The organism is Hymenobacter sp. H14-R3, assembly GCF_030063445.1.
Lineage (GTDB): Bacteria > Bacteroidota > Bacteroidia > Cytophagales > Hymenobacteraceae > Hymenobacter.
On record NZ_JASITD010000027.1, the window covers coordinates 39,641 to 60,017 of the forward strand.

22 protein-coding genes are annotated in these 20,377 nt (G+C 59.5%); 4 read left to right on the forward strand and 18 right to left on the reverse strand.

The window, feature by feature from the left end:
- Positions 1-44 precede the first annotated feature (44 nt).
- The 3 genes from QMK33_RS19445 to QMK33_RS19455 form a co-directional block, all read right to left on the reverse strand.
- Positions 45-353 (reverse strand): DUF3846 domain-containing protein, encoded by a 309-nt coding sequence (locus QMK33_RS19445; protein ID WP_283566289.1) that lies wholly within the window; start codon positions 351-353, stop codon positions 45-47.
- A gap of 362 nt (positions 354-715) precedes the next feature.
- Positions 716-1,120: a hypothetical protein gene (locus tag QMK33_RS19450; protein ID WP_283566290.1), complete on the reverse strand. Its 405-nt coding sequence runs from the start codon at positions 1,118-1,120 to the stop codon at positions 716-718.
- Entirely contained in the window at positions 1,113-1,544 is a 432-nt protein-coding gene (locus QMK33_RS19455; RefSeq protein ID WP_283566291.1) for a hypothetical protein, read from the reverse strand. The genes QMK33_RS19450 and QMK33_RS19455 overlap by 8 nt, the downstream gene beginning before the upstream one ends.
- A gap of 224 nt (positions 1,545-1,768) precedes the next feature.
- Between QMK33_RS19455 and QMK33_RS19460 the strand changes: the two genes are divergently transcribed.
- The 3 genes from QMK33_RS19460 (at position 1,769) to QMK33_RS19470 (ending at position 4,327) form a co-directional block, all read left to right on the forward strand.
- On the forward strand, positions 1,769-2,185 hold the full coding sequence (locus QMK33_RS19460; protein ID WP_283566292.1) for an SLOG family protein: 417 nt from the start codon (positions 1,769-1,771) through the stop codon (positions 2,183-2,185).
- 1,364 nt (positions 2,186-3,549) lie between these two features.
- The gene (locus tag QMK33_RS19465; RefSeq protein ID WP_283566293.1) at positions 3,550-3,852 is read left to right on the forward strand and encodes a hypothetical protein; all 303 of its coding nucleotides are present in this window, start codon (positions 3,550-3,552) and stop codon (positions 3,850-3,852) included.
- Positions 3,853-4,111: 259 nt separating this feature from the next.
- Positions 4,112-4,327, forward strand: coding sequence for a M15 family metallopeptidase (locus tag QMK33_RS19470; protein WP_283566294.1), 216 nt, complete (start codon positions 4,112-4,114; stop codon positions 4,325-4,327).
- 323 nt (positions 4,328-4,650) lie between these two features.
- On the opposite strand, the gene QMK33_RS19475 is transcribed toward QMK33_RS19470, so the two are convergent.
- From QMK33_RS19475 to QMK33_RS19535, 13 genes are all read right to left on the reverse strand, one after another.
- On the reverse strand, positions 4,651-5,091 hold the full coding sequence (locus tag QMK33_RS19475; RefSeq protein ID WP_283566295.1) for a type II toxin-antitoxin system VapC family toxin: 441 nt from the start codon (positions 5,089-5,091) through the stop codon (positions 4,651-4,653).
- 5 nt (positions 5,092-5,096) lie between these two features.
- On the reverse strand, positions 5,097-6,083 hold the full coding sequence (locus tag QMK33_RS19480) for a hypothetical protein (RefSeq protein ID WP_283566296.1): 987 nt from the start codon (positions 6,081-6,083) through the stop codon (positions 5,097-5,099).
- A gap of 167 nt (positions 6,084-6,250) precedes the next feature.
- Complete coding sequence (darG, locus tag QMK33_RS19485; RefSeq protein ID WP_283566297.1) at positions 6,251-7,303, reverse strand: type II toxin-antitoxin system antitoxin DNA ADP-ribosyl glycohydrolase DarG; 1,053 nt, start codon at positions 7,301-7,303, stop codon at positions 6,251-6,253.
- 24 nt (positions 7,304-7,327) lie between these two features.
- Positions 7,328-7,945: a type II toxin-antitoxin system toxin DNA ADP-ribosyl transferase DarT gene (gene darT / locus QMK33_RS19490; protein ID WP_283566298.1), complete on the reverse strand. Its 618-nt coding sequence runs from the start codon at positions 7,943-7,945 to the stop codon at positions 7,328-7,330.
- 198 nt (positions 7,946-8,143) lie between these two features.
- A complete protein-coding gene (locus QMK33_RS19495) occupies positions 8,144-10,774 on the reverse strand; it encodes a restriction endonuclease (protein ID WP_283566299.1) in 2,631 nt (876 codons plus the stop codon).
- Between the two features lie 11 nt (positions 10,775-10,785).
- A complete protein-coding gene (locus QMK33_RS19500; RefSeq protein ID WP_283566300.1) occupies positions 10,786-12,327 on the reverse strand; it encodes an AAA family ATPase in 1,542 nt (513 codons plus the stop codon).
- Between the two features lie 3 nt (positions 12,328-12,330).
- Positions 12,331-14,412: a site-specific DNA-methyltransferase gene (locus QMK33_RS19505; protein ID WP_283566301.1), complete on the reverse strand. Its 2,082-nt coding sequence runs from the start codon at positions 14,410-14,412 to the stop codon at positions 12,331-12,333.
- A 161-nt stretch (positions 14,413-14,573) separates the two neighbouring features.
- Positions 14,574-14,960 carry a VRR-NUC domain-containing protein gene (locus QMK33_RS19510; RefSeq protein WP_283566302.1) on the reverse strand — a complete coding sequence of 129 codons (387 nt, stop codon included), beginning with the start codon at positions 14,958-14,960 and terminating at the stop codon, positions 14,574-14,576.
- 8 nt (positions 14,961-14,968) lie between these two features.
- The gene (locus tag QMK33_RS19515) at positions 14,969-15,244 is read right to left on the reverse strand and encodes a hypothetical protein (RefSeq protein ID WP_283566303.1); all 276 of its coding nucleotides are present in this window, start codon (positions 15,242-15,244) and stop codon (positions 14,969-14,971) included.
- 4 nt (positions 15,245-15,248) lie between these two features.
- Positions 15,249-15,989 carry a hypothetical protein gene (locus QMK33_RS19520; RefSeq protein ID WP_283566304.1) on the reverse strand — a complete coding sequence of 247 codons (741 nt, stop codon included), beginning with the start codon at positions 15,987-15,989 and terminating at the stop codon, positions 15,249-15,251.
- A complete protein-coding gene (locus QMK33_RS19525) occupies positions 15,982-17,046 on the reverse strand; it encodes a hypothetical protein (protein WP_283566305.1) in 1,065 nt (354 codons plus the stop codon). Before QMK33_RS19525 ends, QMK33_RS19520 begins: the two co-directional genes overlap by 8 nt.
- A gap of 70 nt (positions 17,047-17,116) precedes the next feature.
- Positions 17,117-17,404, reverse strand: a complete 288-nt coding sequence (locus QMK33_RS19530; RefSeq protein ID WP_283566306.1) for a helix-turn-helix domain-containing protein — start codon at positions 17,402-17,404, stop codon at positions 17,117-17,119.
- 2 nt (positions 17,405-17,406) lie between these two features.
- Positions 17,407-17,661 (reverse strand): hypothetical protein, encoded by a 255-nt coding sequence (locus tag QMK33_RS19535; protein WP_283566307.1) that lies wholly within the window; start codon positions 17,659-17,661, stop codon positions 17,407-17,409.
- Between the two features lie 273 nt (positions 17,662-17,934).
- Here QMK33_RS19535 and QMK33_RS19540 point away from each other — a divergent pair, with 273 nt between their 5' ends.
- Positions 17,935-18,678, forward strand: a complete 744-nt coding sequence (locus tag QMK33_RS19540; protein ID WP_283566308.1) for a S24 family peptidase — start codon at positions 17,935-17,937, stop codon at positions 18,676-18,678.
- A 190-nt stretch (positions 18,679-18,868) separates the two neighbouring features.
- Here QMK33_RS19540 and QMK33_RS19545 read toward each other — a convergent pair whose 3' ends face one another.
- Positions 18,869-19,453 (reverse strand): arylesterase, encoded by a 585-nt coding sequence (locus QMK33_RS19545; RefSeq protein WP_283566309.1) that lies wholly within the window; start codon positions 19,451-19,453, stop codon positions 18,869-18,871.
- Between the two features lie 162 nt (positions 19,454-19,615).
- Positions 19,616-20,263 (reverse strand): carotenoid biosynthesis protein, encoded by a 648-nt coding sequence (locus QMK33_RS19550; protein WP_283566310.1) that lies wholly within the window; start codon positions 20,261-20,263, stop codon positions 19,616-19,618.
- Positions 20,264-20,377 lie beyond the last annotated feature (114 nt).

Below are 20,377 nucleotides of genomic sequence, written 5' to 3' on the forward strand. Positions count from 1 at the left end.
GATTGGTATGCGGGGCCGGCATCGGGTAGCCGGCCCCTAGGTGGCTAGCGGAATTGCTTGTCGTGGCAGAGAATGGCGCGGCCCACGATGGCATCGACGCCGCGGGCGGCGGGCTGGTGCTGGTGCCAGAGGTAGGTAGCCAGCAGGTTGAGGTAGGCCGGTTCGCGGAACTTGCCTTCGTCGTCGATTATCAAAATCAGCTCATCGGTGAGGCGCACCACATCGACGGTGCGGCAGTTGAGCATGGCGTACAACTCGGCCAGTTTGAAGCTCTTGCCGTTGGCGGGGCTGACGGGCTGGGGCTCGGCGCTGTGCGGGTCGAGCAAATGGGGCTGGTAGTTGGTGCGGGGCATTTTGGGGCAAGGGATGCGGGGCCGGCGCGCTGAGGGCGGCCCCCGGTTGATGGGTTGGGATGGGGATGGGGGCGGCTAGCGCGGCGCGTAGCTGCCGGGGTAGCGTGGGGCCGGGCGCCGGGGTAGGCGTGGGCGCTGTCGTTGAAAAGGCCGACGACTGCGGCCAGCGCCTCCCACCGGCAGGCCCCGGTGGCGCGGTACTCGCGGGGGCAAGCCAGCCCGGCCGGAGTGCTCACGACGATGGTAAAGCGGCGGCCGTGGGCGAACGAGTAGCCACCGATGGTGCAGCCGGGGAGCGGAAACAGCGCCGCCGCGACCTGGGCGAAGCTGGGAGCAAGCAAGGCGGGCATGGGCTGGGCGACTTACAGGTTGGTGCCGTAGCGGGCGTTATAGTCGGCGCGGACGGCGGCCTCGGCGCGGCCCCTGGGGCTGGCGTGGTAGGCCTGCGCGGCGGCGGCGTAGCGGGCGCGGGCGGCGGCCTGGGCCAGCCGGGCTGCTTGCTTGCGCCGCTTGCGGCCGGGGCCGTGGTAGTGGTCGCGCACCTCCCAGAATGCCCGGTCGGCCTCATACTTGGCCGACTGCGCCCGGCATAGCTCGAAGTAGGCGGCCTGGCTCTTGGAGTCGGGCGGCGGCCCGGCGGCGGGCGCGGCCGGGCGGCTGGTAGCTGGGCGGGCCAGCGCGGCATCGAGGCGGGCCAGCGTTTCGCGGAGTCGCTGGCTGGTGGCCCCCACTGCGGGAGCCACTGCCTGCTGCACGGTGCTAAGCATGGGCCCCGACGCTTTGGTGCATGGCCAGCCACACGCAATCGCAGCCCACGCCGAAGGGGTCGGTAGTGCTATCGCACTTGCAAGCCGCGCACTGGATAAGGGCGGGCGCTGCCGGCGCAAGCTGGGCGGGAGCCCGAACCCCCGCGAATATTGTTTCGGCCTGCGCGACTACCTGGCGGCCCTGCTCATACTCGAAAACGCCCAGCGCGCCAGCACGGTAGGCGGTAAAAAGTGCCTGCTCGACGGCCTGAAACGGGCAGCCGACGCAAGCCACGGAGTAGAAGCCGCTGGCGGGCTGCTGCGCGGTGGCCTGCTGCCAGCCCAGCGAGAAGTAGCTGACCTGGTAGGAGAAATGGCCTGGCTGGCCGGAAGTGCCGACGTGGCAAGCTGCGAGCGGGGCACCGGCCCAGGCGGCAGCGGCCAAAGCATGAAATTGAACGGGGGTAAACATGGCCTGTATGGGTTAGGCGTGAAATGCGCTGCGGTGCTGGCCGGGCCCAGCTAGCGCCGCGGGCGCGAAGCGCCGGGGGCCTCCCCCCCGACTACATAACAAATATACGTACTAAAGTAGGAAAAGATACACCAAAGTGATAAAATAGTTTGTCATAATATGTACCAGAATACACCGGGGTATTGTATCTTAGTGATATGAAAAATGTGCAAAATGCAAAGGCGGTAACGCTGGGCCTGGTGGTGGCGGTAGTGGGCAGCCGGGGACTGATGACGTGCGCGGCGCTGCTGGCCCGGCTGGCTGAGCTGGCCCCCGCTGAGGTGGTGAGCGGCGGCGCTGCTGGCCCCGACACGCTGGGCGCGGAATGGGCGCGGGCCAATGGGGTGTCGCTGCGGGTGCTGCGGCCCGATTACCGCACCCACGGCCCGGCCGCCCCTCATGTGCGCAATGCCGCAATAGTGGCCTTCGCCGATGTGGTGCTGGTAGTATGGGACGGGAAAAGCCGGGGGACGCTGAGCACCGCCCGCGCCGCTGCCCGGCTGGGCCGACGCTGCGAGTGGCTGGCTGCCCCGGCACCTGGCGCGGGCCCAGTGGCGGGCGGGCTGGGCCTGTGAGGCTTGCACCGCTGGGGCCACTGGGGGCCGCTGGCGCGGTCCCGCCTGCCACAACACACTGAGAGCCCTCGGCCAGGGGGGTTGGGGGCCGGCCGTGAGGCCCCCGGTGCGCGCCACAGGCCGCACACTCTCCGCGAAGCGGGCCTTGTGAGGGTGTAGCGGCCTTTTCTGGCTGCGGAAACCGAGGAAGATGACCGGGCGCTAGCCTGGGCATAGATGCCGGGGGCCTGGGGGCTGCCCCCAGACAAACCCTCCGCGAAGCGGGCCTTGTGTTTTAGCCAGGGGCCGCTGTGGCCGCCGCCGGAACCTTTGCCGCTCTGAGCCGCGCCCTGGCCTCGTTTCCGCCGCATCTGGCGCTACTCTAGTCTGCTCGCGAGCGGTGCGTGGGCTACGGCCAGTGCCCCAGAGGGGTCCTCCGCGCATGGGAGGTGCCGACCAACGGGAGGCGGCGACCTTGCGCATTGGAAACCTGGGCCGGTGTGGGGGGCTGGCGTCAGGATGCGGGGCGACGGTAAGCGGAGGCTGAACCCGAATGCAGCAGAGCGGAGCGAGTGGCTCAGCCGAAGCGCTGGGCGCGCTTGGGTACTGAAACTGCGGCTGGCTGACAGCTGAGCGCGGGCCGCTTTTTCTAGCGGCTGGCGCGGTGCGGCTGGCTTGCGGCTGGCTGTATCACCGGTGCCGTGGCCACTGCTGCCTGACGCGCGGCGTGGGCTATGGTGGGTTGGCGGCGGGCTGCGGTGGGCGGCTTCTGCTGTTGCGGTGCGTGAGAAAGAGGCTGGCCGCCCAACGGAAGGCGGGCCGAGGCGGTGGGTTTCGGTAGGGGCGGCGGGCTGACTTTTGGAAGCTGGCCGGCCCGTAGGCGGTGGTGCTGCAGCTTCTTAGGCATCAGCAGTAGGTGGGGAGGTAGAGGCTGGCACGGTGCCGCAATGACCAGAGCGACTGGAGCCTAGCAAGCGTAGTGAGTGAGGAGCGGAGGAACGAAGCGACGAATCGAACGTAGCGCAGCGTGGCGCAGGGAGTGGCGGGAATGCAGGCGACGGGCGGGCCGGGGGTGGGTTTCGGTAGGGGCCGGCTGCGCCTCTTTCCGGCGCTGCCGGGCCCGCTGGCGGGTCGTCACTACCGGGTCACTGAGCTGCTGCTGGAGTGTGCAAGGGATGGGAAGGGAGCGACCAACGGGAGCTGTGCGCAGCACCGCAGCGAAGCGGAGCCCTGGACAGCCCGACCCCCGGAGCGACCAACGGAAGCGGAGGGGGATGCACCCAGAATAATGCAATCATAATACGCCCGCGGATTGATGGCTTACTTATTATCAATTGCGTAAGTTTGTACTAAAGTGCATCTTTTGACTTCTACTTTAGTAAGCCATGTTATTTAGCAGCTCAAAACTGGGCCATATCGGCCATATTCTCAGTACCGGTGCGGTTTGGGAAATAGGAACCTCGGCTTTTACGCCGCCCACAGCTAACGAAATAGAAACTTTCGTGCACGTTGTAATTCAGGTGGTGGTGGGCATCGTGACTATCTATGCCACTGTCCGCAAGATGTTTCAGCGGCCGGAATCAGTGGTTAAGCTGCCCGCTGTCGGGGTGGTTGCGGCTCCTGTGGCTTCACCTGCTGCTGTTGCTACCCCTCCCGCTGCCGCTGATGCTGCCCATGTCGCCGAATAAGCCCGCCGCACCTGAGCTTCCATCGGCGGTTAGGCCGGCCCGCATCGCGCCGGTGCTTTCTGCGGCTCAGGTTGGGAGGCAGGCTGCCCGGCTGGCTGAGGCGGTGCCCTGTCTGGCCGCGGCCTACTCGCACGCGCTGGGGCGTTGGCTAGGTGACCCGGTGCTGCGGCTCCTGGGGCGACCTATCGTGACGGAAAGCTACCGGAGCCCCGAGCGGCAGGATGAGCTTTATAGGCATGGCCGTACGGCTCCCGGCCCCGTGGTGACATACAAGCGGGGCGGTGAGTCGAACCACAACAAGCTGCCCGCGCCGGCGCTAGACGTGGCTTTTCTGCTGGCCGACGGGTCGGTGGTGTGGTCGGGGCTGCTTCTCTCCAAGTTCGCCCGGCTGATGAAGGCCGCCGATGCGCGGGTGCATTGGGGCGGCGACTGGCCGGGGTTCAAGGACCGGCCGCATTTCGAAGTGCTGAGCTGAGCCGCGAGCCAGCCGCAACCCTTTCTTTTCCTTCACCCTTTTACCCCATTTTTCACCGATGAAGCTCTGGCAACTACTCGTTCACGCTGTGGTTAGCGTCATTTTGCAGCTCGTGGACAAGAAGCGCGACCAGGCCGGTAAGTAGCCGGCTCCTGCACCACCACCGCAAACAACGGGGCCAGCTGGCCGGGCGTGCTACTCGGTTAGCTGGCCCCGTCAGTATTAGGTTAACGTTGGATAAATATAAAAAAAACTCGCCCTGGTATGCTATCACGACGGGGAGCGTAGTAGCGAGTGCAAGTAAGGTTTACTGACCTAAGCGGCTATGAGCTTACGTAAGTAAGGGGAAAGAAATGGTTTGCTAGATGGTCAAAATCCTTGTCGGCCGTAGCTAGGGCCGCCCCATAGAGGTTGGCAGTAGCCGCAATCCAGAGGTCGTTTTTACCCATATGGCGGGCGGTAGTTGCTCGCAAGGGGTTAGGATTCTTCTGCCCAAACTCGTCTATTTGAGCATACGCTTCAAAGAGCGGCTCGGAATCTACTCGCACCTGCAAGTAGCTATTGAGCAACTCATTCATTTTGTCGGTCTTGGATGGCCCCCAGTTATTGCAACGGGCCAGCACATACATTTCTGCTCGGGTTACAACACTGATAATATAATCGTATTGCTGAGGAGGATAAGCGGCCTCAAAGACTTGCATGACGGGTTGATGCCCACGCACGTAGGCAAGCACAATATTGGTGTCCAAAACGACGTAGGGCATGCTAATCAGGCGTTGTCACGTAGTTGTTGGAGCAATTCTTCATACGATTCCTCAATGTTCATCTCTCGTGCCAACTGACGCACTTTGGCGACATCATTGCCTCTGTACTTCTGCTCTTTGCGCAACTGCTCCAGACTCGGAGCTATGCTCATGGAGCGAGGTAGTTGCTGGAACAGTGTGAACTGTTGAGGAGTAGCTTCGGTGATGGTTTTGGCTTCAATGGCAGTTATCTGCCCGGCGGCGTTGTAATTAGCCAAGCCCTGTACCAAGACGTTCTGACCAAAGAACTGGCCTAGGCCCCTTAGCAGGGCGGGTGGAATAAAGATGCGAATTTTGCGGTTGTCGACGATTACTCGTGCGTCGGCGGCGGAAAACTGCATGGCTTCCAACTGGCCGCTTACTTGTACTCGCTCAGGTGCCTGAATTTGAACGCCAGAGGTTCGTAGCTCGCGCAATACTTTGCGGTTTATAACTACCCGGCTAGCCTCCTGCTGGTTGTGGATTAATAAGCTAGCTTGGTCGTTGCCAACAGGAAAGAGGTCGGCCATATTTTGGAGCTGGCGTAGGATACCCCGGTCTACTAGACCACTGCCGGCGGGAGCTACTACCTGGCCTGTGGCTTGTTGAATAGCCTGAATGGTAAGTCCCAGCGCCGATTCGCGGGCTATATCACCGGTGCCGAGGGGTTCCTGAAAAAAGCCTTGGTAGGCCCCACCAACTAATACGTCGCCGAGTTGGGGAGCTTCGAGGGCTAATCCAGTTTGACCGTTGGGTGCAGATTCGAGGGCTGTGTAATTAATGTCGGTAGCCGTTTGTACCCATTCTGGTTGCTTACCGGGCCGGTCGCTGCGGCCTTCAAAATTGAGGCGTACTACTCCTACAGCTAACTTCAGAAGTTGCTCGCTTAGCGGTCCCACTACCCGCATTGGTAGCTTACCAGGTGCGACTGGGAAATTTTGAAGAATGACGTGGTATTCGTTGGGTCGCATCATGACAAGGAAACTAGGAGCCAGACCATGAACGTGCGACGAAGAATTTACGCTCCCCAACTTAATGCCTTGGCGCTATTAAGGCTGGTGAAGTTACGCTGCCTGCGTAGCTACTTAAACCAGCCGGGTAATTGGAGACCCCATTGGTGATTTGAGTAATTGTGCTTTGCTTAAGCGGGAACTCTGGTTGCCAGGATGGGCTGCTCGGTGAGACGGCCCAGGGCCAAGCTTAGGTATTCGGGGGTGAGGACGCGCTGCTTGCGGGGGTTCCACTGGCCCACGGCGTGAATGAGACTGTCGAGGTCCTGGGCTTCGCGGGCATCGAGCAGGTAGTCGACGGTGGCCAGTAGCTCCATGCCCAAGGGCGACTCGAAGCCTTCGATGAGGTGGGTGAGGTGGGAGACTTGCTGCTTCTGCTTGGGGGTGAGCTGCTGCGCGATGTAGTCGTCAACTTCGGAAAACTTATCCTCCATCAGGGTCAACTCTTCGAACGGCCGGGCTTCTTTGTAGTGCATGCCACGCAGGTAGGCCCCATCCATGCGCTGCAGGACGTGACTGAGGTTGTCGGCATAAGGGCCGTATTGGGCTTTCTGGAAGTTGAGCTTTAGCGGCTCGCCGAGGCGCTGGAGGAAGTAGGCCAGCTTCTGCACTTCGATAAGGGTAAGGCTGTAGCCGAGCGACGAATAGGCGCGCATGGCAGCCAGCAGCATGGCCCGGGCGGGCGTCAGCTTTTGAGCCGCGGCTTCGGGCTTGCGCTCCCGCTTGGAAATGGTAGCGGAGGGCTCGTAGAGCTGGACAGGCACGGCCACATCGGCCATAGCCTGCACAATGAGGGGGCGCACCTGCTGCCAGTCGAGGCCACCGTTGCCGCAGCCGAGGGGGGGCATGGCTACTGACGTAATGCCGCACTCGGTGATAACGCGCTTCAAGTCCTGTAGGCCGTCGGTGATGTATTCGACGCGGGACTTCTCCTTCCAATGGCGCTTGGTGGGGAAGTTGATAATGAAGCGCGGGCCGACCAGCTCGTGGGTTTCGGTGACGAACATCTCACCGACGCGGACGCGCTGCTCCTTGCAGGCCTGGCGGTAGAGGCGGTAGTTGAGGTCGAAGGCTTCCTTGAACTGCAGGGCAATGCCTTTGCCCATGACACCCTCGGTATTGACGGTGTTGATGAGGGCATCGGCGGGGGCCTGGAGCAGGTTGCCTTCGGCAGTGGTAATCATGGGGAGTGGGGTGGGCAAGGCGGCTTAATAGTACCAAGCGGGCCATTCGCGAACGGGTAGCGCGAGGCCGGCCTGCTGCACAATCTGCTCAACCTGGGTGCGAATATGGGTATTTTGAACAGCAATTCCTACCAAAGCATTCACGGGTACGAACTGGTGAACGAGAAACTCGGCCTGTTTGTGACGCTGCAAATTAGGGTTTTGCAGGGTCGGCTTCCACTGGTCGGCGTAGATATCAGCCCAAGCTAAGTTGGCTAGGTCGGTGGGGCTTTGGTGGAAGGAAGTGAGGATTTCAAAGGCGTGGCCGTCGGTGAACACGTAGGGCAGGCCTAGCTGCTGGATGCGCTGCACGTTGCTGAGCAGGTAGATAATCTCGGACTGGGGCGCGTGCTTGCTGATGCGGTAGAGCATGGGGCTGCGCGGGCCGAGGTAGAAGGGCACGTAGTCGTTGAGAAAACCGCCGGGCGGGAGCGTGACGGCGATACGGTTGCGCCGGTCGGTCAGGCTGGCATCGCCGATGTTGCGGTAGGTAATGGTGGCCGGGGTAGGGTGGTTGCGGCAGAAAATGCCCTGCTGCAGCGTGGCCAGGAGGTTATCGAGGTGGGTTATGCGGTAGATGCGGGTGGGAAGGGGTTGGAGCATAGTTAAGCAAACGCTGCGGCTATGGCATGGGCAAAAATAAATACTTGTACACGCGTCCGTTAGTATGTTTTTGCAACTCTTTCATAAGAAGCGTGACAGTGCAAGTAGATAGCCGGTTCCGGCACTACCGTAACCAACGGGGGCAGTCAGCCGAGCGTGATGTCCGAATGGCTGTCCCCGTTGCTTTTGTGGATTATTTTAGATTTCAGTTGCTGAAGTAGTAACCGCAAAATCAACATTTAGAGCGTCAAAATGAGCTTGGCCACACTGGATTTTAGCCCATTCTGACCCGCGAAGCTTCATTTCCTCCTTATTCGATTTAGTCTCACGCACCAAATACAGTTTTTCGTCTTCCTCTTTCACAATGGCCCAGTCAGGGTTGTATGTGCCGATGGGGGTTTCGATTTTAAACCAAGCCGGCAGTTTCACGAATAGCTTGATATCAGTGCGTTCGCTCAGGGCTTTGGCAAAGCTGCGCTCCACTTCAGAATCAAACAGCACCGCATCGTAGATACTATGGTTTACGGGCAGCAGGCTTGTGAGAGCACCACTCAATTCGCGCTGCCCGAAAAGCAGCATTTCGTAGTCCTGGTTTTCAATCCGCTCGTACTTGATGCCGGCTACCATCAGTTCCTTCAACTCGGTATCGATGGCCTTGTGGGCCTGTTCCAAAAACTGCTGCGGGTTGCGTACAGCATCGTCGAGGCGGCCCGACTGAATCAGAATTTCGGCCAGCGTCTTGCGGGTCAACTCGGTTTTGGCTTGTAGGTAGGCCAACAAGTCGGGCATGGGCACTGCGGCCTGGTAACCGGCACTGGCTTCGCGTACACTCAGCAATTGTGTGTCAACACCTGCACCGCTAATTTTTATCTCTGTTTTTTCGATGTTGATGCGGGCGGCGGTTACTTTGGGGCCTGCGGCCAGACGCTTGGCTGCCTGCCGAATCAAATCGGCGGTGCTGTACTGCACGGCGTAGCGCGTTTGGGGCTTGATGCGGTTCCAGAGTTCCAAAAAATCGGCGTTGAACTGCCAGCCGGGCACCAGACGGACGGTTTCAACCTCGCGCTTGTTCACGATGCGGCCCGTGAAATTTATGCCAAAGTCGTCGGCCATTTCCTGCTGCAGCTGCCGCGCAAACTCGTCGTAGTGCTCGTTGGCAACTACGGTCAGCTTGTTGATGCTTTCGTCGAAACACCGCTCACCGGTAGCCAGTACCGGCAGGCGCAATCCACGGCCTATTTCCTGCCGCTTTTTAACCTCCGATTTCGTTTCGTTCAGCGTGCAAATCTGGAACACGTTCGGATTGTCCCAGCCCTCGCGCAGGGCCGAGTGGCTGAAAATGAAACGTAGCGGCACTTCCGGCGACAACAATTCTTCTTTGGCCTGCATGATGAGGCGGTAGGCTTCATCGTCGGCCGCGGTATCGCCACGGGTGTCCTTGGGCACGTTTTTATAGGCTGAAAAATAGCCATTGTGGACCTTGTCTACAGGCGGTAGGGCTAGGCTTTTGTACTTCGGTAGTGCGGCTAGCTCCTCGTAGGCACTGATAAACCAGTAACGGATTTTACCATCTTCGGCCGCGTAGTTGGCCACCCGGTCGATAAAGAAAAGCGACAGTACTTTGAGCTGTGCCGCCGCACCTAGGGCCGCAGGTGGCAGTATCCGAGCCACTTGTAACTCTTTGTCGAGGTGCTCCTTTACGGTTTCCCGAATCTGCACACGCATCACGTCGTCGGTGCGGCCACCGTGACTTTGGCCCACAAATAGCTGTAACCCATTTGTGAAGCTCACGAACCCATCGGCGGCGTTAATTTCATCGATGATGTAGCCGTTGTAGTTTTCGCGCCCGTTGGTCTTTTCCAGCAAATCAATGCCCCCCGCGCCAATCGTGACGGGCTTGCGCTTGGGGCCAGCTTTGTCGTTCACATCGAGCAGCAGCTTGGCCGATACCTGCGTTTTGGTGGCGCTGATACCCTGTACCTGAATGTAGGGCTGGTTGAAATCGGGGTCGTCGAGGACGGAGCTGACCTGGATGCGCTTCACCAGTTTCAGGTCGTAGGCACGCACCGGGTCGAGCTTGTACACCAGATTGTAGGCGTGGCGGTGCGTGGCCGAGTAACGCAGCGTGCACAGCGGATTTAGGCTGGCAATGGCTTGCCGGGCCGGGCCGCTCTCCATATTCTGCGGCTCGTCAAGGATGACAATGGGTTGGGATGCTTGCACAAACTCAATCGGCCGGCGGCCCGAAAGTTGGTCCTTCTCCTGATAAATGACGTTGTTGGCTTGCTTGTTAAACGAGTCAATGTTCATCACCATAATTTGCAGGGCCGTGCTTTGGGCAAACTGCCGAAGCCGCGCAAACTGTCGCGAATCATACACCCACCGGTCGTAGGCTACGTTGTCGTAGAGGGTGCGAAAATGCGTTTCCATCAGCCCCAGGCTTGATAACACACCCTCCCGAATAGCTACGCTGGGCACTACAATAATGAACTTGGCAAAGCCGTAGCGCTGGTACAGCTCAAAAATGCTTCGCAAATACACGTAGGTTTTGCCGGTGCCAGTTTCCATCTCTACCGAAAAGTTGCGTCCGTCCAAGACTTCACTTTCGGGTAGCTCGTTAGCTGCTTGCACCTGGCGCAGGTTGGCCAGCAGCGCCGCATCGTCAAGAGCTAGGTGGTTGGCCAGCCCTAACTCGCCAATCAACTCGGTTGGGCTGGCTAGGCTGAATGAAAAAGCGCCCTCGCGCAAAGGCTGGCCCTCGAACAGGTTAACCACCGCGTCAATGGCGTGGCGTTGGTAAGGCTGGTTGCTGTCGAATTTGATTTTCATAGCTCCCAACATCAGTTAGCGTGTTCCTCTACCTCGGGCTTCTTCATTGCCAGCCAATCATTTATCTCAGCTATGTATGTTGGCCAAGCTGGAGATTTTGCAGCCACTGAAATCATCATATCTACACCTCGCAGGAAATCAACGCCCAGACGCTCTACTACTTTGTTTACAAAATTGTGTTTATCTCTCACAACACTCACAGCTTGTGCAGCGCGTATGATTTCATCATCCCCTGCATTGCTGCCAGTGAGAAGAGATTTTACCATCTCATGGATTGCCTTTTCGGGGTTTACACCGTTAGAAGGACGCAATTGAATGATTCGGTCAATTGCTTTTTGCTGCCTTTCCGCAATATCGATTTCAGTTCCGTTGAGGACTTTGGAAACTCCGCGCCTGCGTGCTGCGGCATCGCAGTTGACGTCTCCATCCAGAACCAAGAGGTGATTGGTAAGCTTTGGCTCCTTATTCATGACAAGGGCGGCGGCCAAGGTATAACAATTCTCAGCCGAGCCGTAAGTCAATACCTCAACGTGGCGGAGCATTCCTAAGTCATTGGCAACCTTCGTGATAATTGCTTTAGCAATAATGTCTTCACCCGATATTCGGAGTGGGCGAGTAGAAATGCCAGTTAATCGAAAAAGAGCATCAGGCTTGGTTGTGTCGAATACTAAGGTTTGATAAGGAGGTTGCTGACTGCGGTATAAATGTCGAACCGCAATAATGTCGGTAAGGGCAGCTATTTGTTCGCGGTGAGTAGTAAAAATAATTTGGGTGTCTTTGTCTTGTGCGATTTTATGCAGTTCCGCCAAAAAACGATTAAGGGCCTCCGTGTGAAACAACAAGTCAATCTCGTCGATTAGAATAAGGGCGTTTGGACCAGCTGCCAAGACCTTTTCCAAGATGCGAATCGCACGCTGCTCACCGGCACCCATTGCCAGAGACGAATAAGACGTTTGTTCATAAGTAAGGCCAATCAAAGGCCTCTCTCGTCCGGCTTCGTGACTATTCAAACTGGTGTAGCTCCGATTGAAAACGGTGCTGAGAATTTCTAGTATTTTTTTTGCTGTCTTCGTTCCAACGACGCTGGTTTGAAACGGTACTTGCTCACCGCCACCGAGAGTCTCAATGTCAGGCGAAGCGGTTGAAACGCCAATAAAATAGGTTTCTCGCGGCGGTCTACTGGCTGGTTGAGGAGTCCAGCCCGCTGTCTTCTTCCGAATTTTAAGTACCGCACGAGAAGGTTTAGAAGCCCCCTCTTTAGTAAACTTATGAATAATTTCAGCGCTAGTGCCTGACCATGTCGCGTGCGGAGTACCAGCAAAAAAACTTGAAAAAAGACGAGTTTCTCCTTGCTCCTGACCAGTATTCCCTGCCTTTACATACGACTGATTGAAAGACGCAGCCAGCAAATGTAATAAAGTGGATTTTCCACAGCCATTAGGCCCAAGAAGGGCAGTCAGATGTTTAGTGGGGTCAAATACGATAGTGACATCACGCAGATTTTTAAGTTGAGTAATCTTAATCTGCTCGATTACCTGTTGCGTTACTTTCATCTCCTATACCGTCTTAAAAGTTACCCCTGCCGTCTGGGCTTCCAGCACGGCGTTTGTTTTTAGCGCATCGTTGCCGTCGAACGACGCATCGAGGCATAGCACCAGGCGCGGCGCGGGCCGGCCAGTTTTGGGGGCCGGGGCGAACAACTCGCGCAGAGCTTCGCGGGTGAGGTGCGGCGCCAGGCAGATAACCACCGAGCCATCGGCCACGGCTACGGCGGGCAGCCCGGCCGCTTTAAATCCCTGCATGGTGCTGGACAGCGGCAGGCCGGTTTTGAGCATCAGCTCGTAGCGCACATCATCTTCGCTGCGGTCGGGCATCAGGTGGTCGGCATAAAGGCTCAGTTGCTTGGCCAGGTTAGCACTGTCAGAGCCAGCAGCTTCATCCGGTTGCCAGAGCTTGAAATTGCTGGTGTCGTAGTGGAAGGCCCGAAAGCCAAGGTCGGTAGGTGGCTGGGGGTACAGGGCCAGTTTGCTTGCGTCGTTATTCTGGAGTACCGCCCCCACCCGGCGTACCCGTTCGCGGGTGATGTGCGCGATGGTCGGGTACTTGGTGTGGGAAGTAGCTTCGTCGAGCTGAACTAGCAAAAAACGACGGGTGCCCCCGTCTTCCTGGTTCAGGCGCAGCACGGCTTCGGCAGTGGTGCCCGACCCACCAAAAAAGTCGAGCACGAGCCCCGTGGTGTCGCTACCCATTACGTACTGAAACAGCTTGGCCAGCTCTTCGTGGTCTTTGGGGTTGTCGAAGAGCTTACCGCCCAGCAGTTTTCGCAGGGCTTTCACGGCTACCTGCGACTGCTTGTAGAAATAGCTGCCCCGAACCTGGGTGGCGAAGCCTTCGGTCAGGTCATCGTCATCAGTAGCGTCGTTGGTTTCGTCGTCGGAGCCAGTAGCTTCTTCGGCCAGCAACTCGGCCGCGACGGGCCGGATATGCGCCTTGCGGAAAGGCGGCTGGGTGTGGTCGTCGCGAAACACGACCAGCCCTGCCTGAATCTGCCGCTCCATTTCTTCTGGCTTAGCATAAATCCAGCCTCGCTCCGGGACGGCGCAGGGCAGCCCGGTTATGGGATGAATCACATCGTAGCGGGGGCCATTGCCGCCGGGCCACGAAATGTCGCGGTCGCGCCAGGGGCCGTGTTCGTCCACCCGCTTGTAGCGGCTCCACTTCTTGGCCGGGTGGCTGCGGGGCAAGGCACTGTACCAGGCGCTCATGCCTTGTTCGATGGCGGCATCGTCGGGGCCGTGGGCGGCCCGCAGTGCGGTGTATTTATCCCAAATGTCGCGGGCACCAGGTTTTTCTTCGCGCCACACCGTGTTTTTCTCGCGTAGAAACTGTTGCGAGCGGGCATAAACCAAGAGATATTCGTGGCCGACCGAAATCAGCTTGGCATCGTTTTTCCGGCCTTTTTCCCAAACCATGCAGGCCACAAAATTCTCCTCCCCGAACACCTCGTCCATCAACAGGCGCAGGTTGTTAACTTCATGGTCGTCGATGCTCACCAAAATTACTCCGTCCTCTTTCATGAGGTTCCGCGCCAGAAATAGGCGGGGGTACATCATGTTGAGCCAGTTGGAATGGTAGCGGCCGTTGGTTTCTTTATTAGTGGTAGTGGCGGTGTTTTCGTCGCTGAGCTGGCCGGTAGCCCGCAAGTAATCGTCCTTTTCTTCATAGAAGTTATCGGGATAGATGAACTCGTTGCCGGTGTTGTAGGGCGGGTCGATGTAAATCAGCTTTACCTGCGCATGATAGGCCTTTTGCAGTAGTTTGAGGACTTTGAGGTTGTCGCCCTCGATGATGAGGTTTTCGGTGGTATCCCAGTTCACGCTTTCGTCGCGCTGAGGGCGCAGGGTGCCCCGGCTAGGATTTTGCACGTTGCGGAAGGCTTCGCGTTTGCCAGCCCAGTTCAGGCCGTAGCGTTCGGCATTGTCGTCGAGGTGGGCACCTAGGGCCGCTTGCAACTTGACAAAATCGACGTGGCCTTCGCTGAACACCTGAGGAACTGCTTCGCGCAGTTGGTCGAGCAGGACGGCAGTGAGGTCGGTAGAAATGAGGGGCAAGCGCGTGGACTTGGATACAGAAGGCATAGAAGAAACCAAAAAGCGCCTCAAAAAGGATAGTGAAAATCTTTGGACAACGAAAGTAGTCTTTGATAAGCGCCAAGCAAGAGTGACGCTGGAAGGTTTACCATTGCTACGGCACAACCTGAGTTTCACTAGATATAGTGGTGCGGCAAGTGTTCACTGAGCTAATGGGGCTGAAGATGAAGGCCCCGGCCCTCGAATGACTGTTGGAACTGGGCAAAATCGTAGGCGACGAAGGCCACGCCGCCGGCTTGCTTTAGCTCGTTGAGAAACAGCTTCTGGTCGTCGCGCAGGGTGTCGCGGCCGGCCTTCACTTCGACGCCCACGAATACCCCGTCAGCGAGGCGAAAGCCGATGATATCGGGCACGCCGTTGCAGCCCTGGGGGTTCTTGCGCCAGCGGCCGGTGGCCTGGTCGTAGATGCCGCTGGTGTTCTGGCGCCACACTTTGAAGCCGTGGCGGGTGAGGTAGGCAATGATGGCGCTGGTTATCTCGCCGGCCTTCATCGTGCCAAAATCGAGGGGTAGCTGGTCGTGCTTTTGGGCAATCATGGGCGGGGCTAGTGGTCGGCGTAGAGGCCCCGGCCCGGCCGCGGCTGGGGGGCGGGCAGCTGGTTGGGAGCGAATAGCTGGCCCTGCACGAGCGAGGGCCGCACCTGATACAGGTTTTCGAGGTCGGCCAGCACGTCGCGGATTACCTGCTCGCGGTGGTCGGCGGTGCGCTGGCTAAGGCGGTTGGTGCGGACCCAATCGGGGTACACCCGTTCGCGGGTTTCCAGCTCGCGCCGTAGCTCGGTGAGGCGTTGCTCGGGAGTGGTGGGTTGCGGGTGGGGCATGGCGCTAGGGGGTAGGGCGGCGGTATTTCTCCAGGATGGCGCGGTCTTCGGCCCGGTTGCGCTGGTCGATGCGGCGCTGGGCCACGGGGCTGGGCTGCCAGTCGGGGCGGGGCTTGCGCTGGGTAGCCTTGCGGATGTTTGCCCGCTGAGCCTGCGCTTCTTCAGGCGTGAGGAGGCCGCGCCGGGCCTTGCCGTTGGTGATGGTCAGCGCGGTGCGGAGCGTTTCGGCGTTGGGGTGGCCGGGCGGAATCTGCTGGGCCACGTTGTCGAGCATCCGGGGAGCGGCTTCGCCCAACAGCCGCACGTCCTGGGCCTGCTGGCCGGCCCCGGCGGCTTTCTGGTCGAGGTGGCGGTTTTCGAGGTAGGCAGCTTTGCGGGTGAAATACTCCTGGATGAGGCGGTACAACGTGCTCACATCGAGCGACTGGTAAAACTTGGTGCCACTGGTGCGGGCCTCCTTCAGTGCCAGAATGATGTCTTTCAGGCTATCGTGGGTGTAGGTGTGGGCCAGGTTATCGGCCAGCTCCAGGATGTCGGCCGCGTCGGGCTTGTCGGGCACGCGCAGCGAGTCTACAAAGGCCCGCAGCACTACCACCAGCAGCTTCACCAGGACTGTTTCGCCTAGGCGGTGGCGCAGCTGAAACAGCTTGGGCGCGGCGGCGGCCTGGGCCACGGTGAGGCCCACCGACACCTCGGCCAGCAGGGCGCGGGCCTCGGGGCAGGGGGTAGCGGCCAGCTCACGCATCGTACTTGGAGCGGTAGCCAGTTGCAGCAGGCCGTGTTCCGGGGTCGGGGCTGGGCTGGCCGGGCTGGTAGGGCTGGGTACCGGGAGCGAGTTTGAGGCGGTTATCGGCAGCATCGTTGAGCATGAATCTGCGGGCGGTGGCTACCCAATCTTTTCGGCGGGGCGGAAGGCCGGTTTGCTTGTCTCTCCAAGTGTCGATGAGCTGGTGGTAGTGGCGCAGGTCGGTCAGCGCGCCATCGGTGCCCGCGAAGGCGGCGGTGAAGGCGGCGAAGTCGTAGATGGCCGACTCGCGGAACAGCACTTCGGGTAGGGGCGGCGGCCGGCGCGGCTCGTTGGCGCGGGCGGTGGCCGCTGGGCGGGTGGCCTCGGCCGGTACCCCTTCACCCAAATGCTTGACGCGCATTTTCTTTGGCGCAACTTTCTTTTTTGGGGCTGCGCCTGCCCCCGAGGAGTCCCTCGGCTGGCAATCGTCGGGCGAATCTTCGACCAGTCCTGAAAGCCCTTCGTTGGCGGGCGAAGCCTCCCCCATTTTTTTTTGAGGAGCGGCGGCGGGGCCGTTTACTTCTACAAGAGGTTTACTCTTATTACTTCGTTTATCATTTATAAGGAGTACTTGGGTCACTTCTGCCCCCGATGCGGCGGCTACCTGGGATACTTCCGGCCCCGGTGCGGGGTGGGTACCGGGGGCAGAGGTGGCCTGGGTAGACTGGTTTTCACCGGGGGTACTTGTGCCCCCGGTAGGGTCTTTTACCGGGGGCAGTTCTGCCCCAAGTAAATCCGACATGAAACAGCGGCTGGGCTGGTACTTCGACTTGCTGGGCTGGTAGGCCAGGAGGCCCCAGTTTTCGAGGTCGTAGAGCGTGGCCCGGTAGGTCTTGATGCTGCCGATGTGGGCGGCGCGCATCAGGTGGTTGTGGTCGAGGGCCAGCGACTCGGGGAAGCGGCCGGCGTTCCACTCAAAAAACAGCGCCCAGTACAAGCTGACGTGAAAGGGCGTGGCGGCGGGCTGCCGGGTCAGCTGGTCGTGGGCGGCGCGGGTGTGCTGGATAAAATTCATGGGTGCCCGGCCTGCGTGGTGTCAGTAGTCTGATAGATTGGGTGGGGTAGGCGGCCGGTTGGCGGGCGGCTCATGCGGCGGCCCGGTGGTAGCGCCGGGGGTAGGCATCGAGCGCGGACTGTTTGAAGCCCCACTCTTTCTCGTTGAGGCGCACGCCCTTGATGCGGTTTTTGCGGCGGGCCCGGCGTAGCGCCTCGGCCGACAGGCCGATGTAGGCAGCGGCCTGCTGCACGTTCAGCACCTCGTCGGGCGGGGTGGCGTGGGCTAGGGCGCGGGCGGTTTCGGCCTGCTCCAGGCGGTCAAGGCGGGCAGCGAGCTGCCGCCACTCCGTTTCGGGAATGATGACGACGTGCTGCATGGCTACCCGGCGATTTTGGCGCTGCGCTCCTTCACTTGCTCGCGGCGCTTGTGCTCGGCCTCGGCGGCGGTCAGGAAGGCTTCTACCAGCTCCTTCCGGCCGCTGCGGCCGTTGACGACCTGGTACATAGTGGAGCGGCTGACGGTGATTCCCTGCTCGGAAAGGGCGGCAATGGCATCCTTAACGACTGACTGGCCAGGACCTAGCCGTTCGAGCACCTTTTGCAATTCGGTGGGCTCTTTTGTATTTCTGTCCATGTTCGTGTGTATTCTAGTTGTAGTTGCGTACATTTGCTTTGGCGAGCTAGCCAAGACTGTACAAACATACACGCACCAAGGCGTAAGTATGGCACCTGAATACACTTTTTTATGGAAGCCACTGCCACTGTAACGGACCGCATAAAATCGCTATTGGGTCATTATAGCTTGAATGCCAATAGTGTAACCCAGAAATTGGGGTATTCTACTACGAGCAAAATGTACAAAATTTTGCAGGGAGCAGAGCCAAGTTTTCCTACTCTGGTCGATTTCTTGAAAACCTTTCCGGCCGTGTCGAGCGACTGGCTTCTATTGGGTCAGGGGGCGATGCTGCGTGAGGGCGCGAGAGCGGCCTCCGCCGGAGACGAGGTTGCTTCTACCAAAGTGGTCGCGCCGGCGAAGTATGAGACGAGTCACAGCGACGCGCTTAAAGTGCTGACGGTGACTGTGGACAAGAACGGGGAAGAAAATACGGTGCTGTTTCCGCGTGAGGCGCAGGCCGGTTACCCTTCCCGAATGAATGATGCGGTGTACCTCCAGGATATGACGCCCTACCACATCCCTGGCTTCGAGGGTGGCACTTACCGGGCTTTTGAGGTGGACGGGCTGAGTATGTCGCCCACCTTCGGCAACCGCGATATCGTGGTGTGCAGCTTCGTAGAACGTTGGCACCTGCTTAAGCCCTGGGAGTGCTACGTGGTAGTGACGCAGGAAAACCTGCTGCTCAAGCGCATTAGCGACGTTATCACGGACCGGCGCGGGACGGTGGAGCTGTTCTCCGACAATCCTGGCTACGACCCCTACCGGCTGCCGGTATCGGACCTGGTGCAGCTGTGGCAGGTGCGCGGCTACCTCTCCACGGCCGTGCCGCCCCGGCCCGACCGGCAAGGGCACGTTATGGAGCGCCTGCAGGAAGTCATCGAGTTGCTGGGCCACGACTACCACGAGGTACGGCGGTATTTGGAAGAAAGCGCCCAGGCCGCGGCTTCGCAGCAGAAGGCCGCGCTATCCTCCTAAAGTAGGTGTCAGGGGTAAACGCCCCCTATTACGCCCCCTACTAAAATAGAATCACTGTTACTTGTGCTGTAAGTGACTGATATAAAATAGTTTACCGAGTCTTCCGAGTTGTAAGTTTTGTCACCGTCTCTGGTACACAAAGAAGACCCGCTTGCACATGCTGCAAGCGGGTCTTCTTGCTTACTGGTAGCTAGGCCGCTACTTGCAGTAGTGGCGCAAGCACCGCCCACACGTTGGCGGCCAGCAGGCGCTGGCCGGCGGCGTTGGGGTGCACGCGGTCGGCTAGGTTGAGGTGGGGCTGGCCCAGCACGCCCGCTAGCAGTGAGGGTATTGATACCGCACCTTCGGCCTCGGCCAGGGTGCGAAACAGCCCGCCAAACTCCTGCGCGTAGCGGCTGAGGCCGGGCAGGCCCAGCGGCCCCAGGTCGAAAGGCACTTCCAGGCCCGCTAGCAATAGCTGCGCCGTTGGAAATTGTCGCCGCACCTCGGCTAGGATAGTGCGTAGGTTGGCTACCGTTTCGCGCACGGGTAGGCCCCGTAGGCCATCATTGGCCCCTAAGGCCAGCATAAATATATCGGGGGCCTGGCGGGCCAGCACTGAGGCTAGGCGCTGGCGACCGCCGGCACTGGTTTCGCCGCTCACGCCGTAGTTGAGGGCGCGGTAGGGGAGATGGGCCGCATTAAGCTTTTCCTGAATGCGGGCCGGGAAGCTATCGGCGGCCGGCAGGCCGTATCCGGCCGTGAGGCTGTCGCCAAAAAAAATAATGTTCTTCATAAAAAGCCGCCCCGCCACTCGGCTTCAAAAGCCAGCGGCGGGGCGTTCTAAAATTGTAAATCAAAAATAATCAGCGTATTACGTGGGCCGGGCTGCTGGGGATGGTTGTCAGCCCTCTGGCTATCAAACGCAGAAAAGACGCGGAAAATTTCGCTTTTTTGCTCAGGGCGCCAGCATGGTGAGGCCGAAGAAGAAGAGCAGCTGCACCAGGTACACCAGCGGCGCCAAGGCGTTGCGCTTGGGAAAGGGCGAGCGCACGAAAAGCGCCTGCGTGAGTAGGGCCAGCAAAAACCAGTCGCGGAAATTGCGCAGCGGCACCAGCTCGCCCGTCCAGTGCCAGAAGTCGTAGCGGCCGGCCACGGGCTCCATGCACAGGTCGAGGCCCACCATAAGCACGGCCCCCAGCAGCACCCGCACCAGGGCGGGTACCCGCACGTAGGTCATCAGCATGCCAGCTAAGTACGTGACCATTACCCAATTAAGGCCAATAAGCCAGGGCGTGCCCATGTACTTCGGCCCCAGCGTGGCCCCGTAGGTGTAGTGCCCAAACAGCAGCCCGGTGTTGGTGCCCACTATCTCGGCCACCATGCCCAGCAGAAATACCTGGGCCACAAAAAGCCAGAATACCAGGTTGCGCCCCGGTTGGAAAGCCGCGAGTAGCCCCAGCGTAAGTACCAGGGTAAGTGGCGTATAGGTGAGGTAAAACGACTTATCCTCGCTGAAAGCCAGCCCCACGAAGCCCGTGAGGTGAAACAACACTATCACCCCCTGCGCTATCCGCAGCCGCAGGGTAGAGGCGGCCGGGGACATGGGTAAATTTGAAAACTCCATATTTTATGAATTGTGAGTTATGAATTGCGAGGTGTGAATGAAGCCAGCGGGAAAGCAGCCCTCAATTCACACCTCACGACGCACAAGTCACAA

What these genes read in the sequence shown, in the direction of transcription:
- QMK33_RS19445 (WP_283566289.1), bottom strand. Translation starts at nt 353, where the DNA reads ATGCCCCGCACCAACTACCAGCCCCATTTGCTCGACCCGCACAGCGCC.
- QMK33_RS19450 (WP_283566290.1), bottom strand. Translation starts at nt 1,120, where the DNA reads ATGCTTAGCACCGTGCAGCAGGCAGTGGCTCCCGCAGTGGGGGCCACC.
- QMK33_RS19460 (WP_283566292.1), top strand. Translation starts at nt 1,769, where the DNA reads ATGAAAAATGTGCAAAATGCAAAGGCGGTAACGCTGGGCCTGGTGGTG.
- QMK33_RS19465 (WP_283566293.1), top strand. Translation starts at nt 3,550, where the DNA reads ATGTTATTTAGCAGCTCAAAACTGGGCCATATCGGCCATATTCTCAGT.
- QMK33_RS19475 (WP_283566295.1), bottom strand. Translation starts at nt 5,091, where the DNA reads ATGCCCTACGTCGTTTTGGACACCAATATTGTGCTTGCCTACGTGCGT.
- QMK33_RS19480 (WP_283566296.1), bottom strand. Translation starts at nt 6,083, where the DNA reads ATGATGCGACCCAACGAATACCACGTCATTCTTCAAAATTTCCCAGTC.
- darG (WP_283566297.1), bottom strand. Translation starts at nt 7,303, where the DNA reads ATGATTACCACTGCCGAAGGCAACCTGCTCCAGGCCCCCGCCGATGCC.
- darT (WP_283566298.1), bottom strand. Translation starts at nt 7,945, where the DNA reads ATGCTCCAACCCCTTCCCACCCGCATCTACCGCATAACCCACCTCGAT.
- QMK33_RS19495 (WP_283566299.1), bottom strand. Translation starts at nt 10,774, where the DNA reads ATGAAAATCAAATTCGACAGCAACCAGCCTTACCAACGCCACGCCATT.
- QMK33_RS19500 (WP_283566300.1), bottom strand. Translation starts at nt 12,327, where the DNA reads ATGAAAGTAACGCAACAGGTAATCGAGCAGATTAAGATTACTCAACTT.
- QMK33_RS19505 (WP_283566301.1), bottom strand. Translation starts at nt 14,412, where the DNA reads ATGCCTTCTGTATCCAAGTCCACGCGCTTGCCCCTCATTTCTACCGAC.
- QMK33_RS19510 (WP_283566302.1), bottom strand. Translation starts at nt 14,960, where the DNA reads ATGATTGCCCAAAAGCACGACCAGCTACCCCTCGATTTTGGCACGATG.
- QMK33_RS19515 (WP_283566303.1), bottom strand. Translation starts at nt 15,244, where the DNA reads ATGCCCCACCCGCAACCCACCACTCCCGAGCAACGCCTCACCGAGCTA.
- QMK33_RS19520 (WP_283566304.1), bottom strand. Translation starts at nt 15,989, where the DNA reads ATGCGTGAGCTGGCCGCTACCCCCTGCCCCGAGGCCCGCGCCCTGCTG.
- QMK33_RS19525 (WP_283566305.1), bottom strand. Translation starts at nt 17,046, where the DNA reads ATGAATTTTATCCAGCACACCCGCGCCGCCCACGACCAGCTGACCCGG.
- QMK33_RS19530 (WP_283566306.1), bottom strand. Translation starts at nt 17,404, where the DNA reads ATGCAGCACGTCGTCATCATTCCCGAAACGGAGTGGCGGCAGCTCGCT.
- QMK33_RS19535 (WP_283566307.1), bottom strand. Translation starts at nt 17,661, where the DNA reads ATGGACAGAAATACAAAAGAGCCCACCGAATTGCAAAAGGTGCTCGAA.
- QMK33_RS19545 (WP_283566309.1), bottom strand. Translation starts at nt 19,453, where the DNA reads ATGAAGAACATTATTTTTTTTGGCGACAGCCTCACGGCCGGATACGGC.
- QMK33_RS19550 (WP_283566310.1), bottom strand. Translation starts at nt 20,263, where the DNA reads ATGTCCCCGGCCGCCTCTACCCTGCGGCTGCGGATAGCGCAGGGGGTG.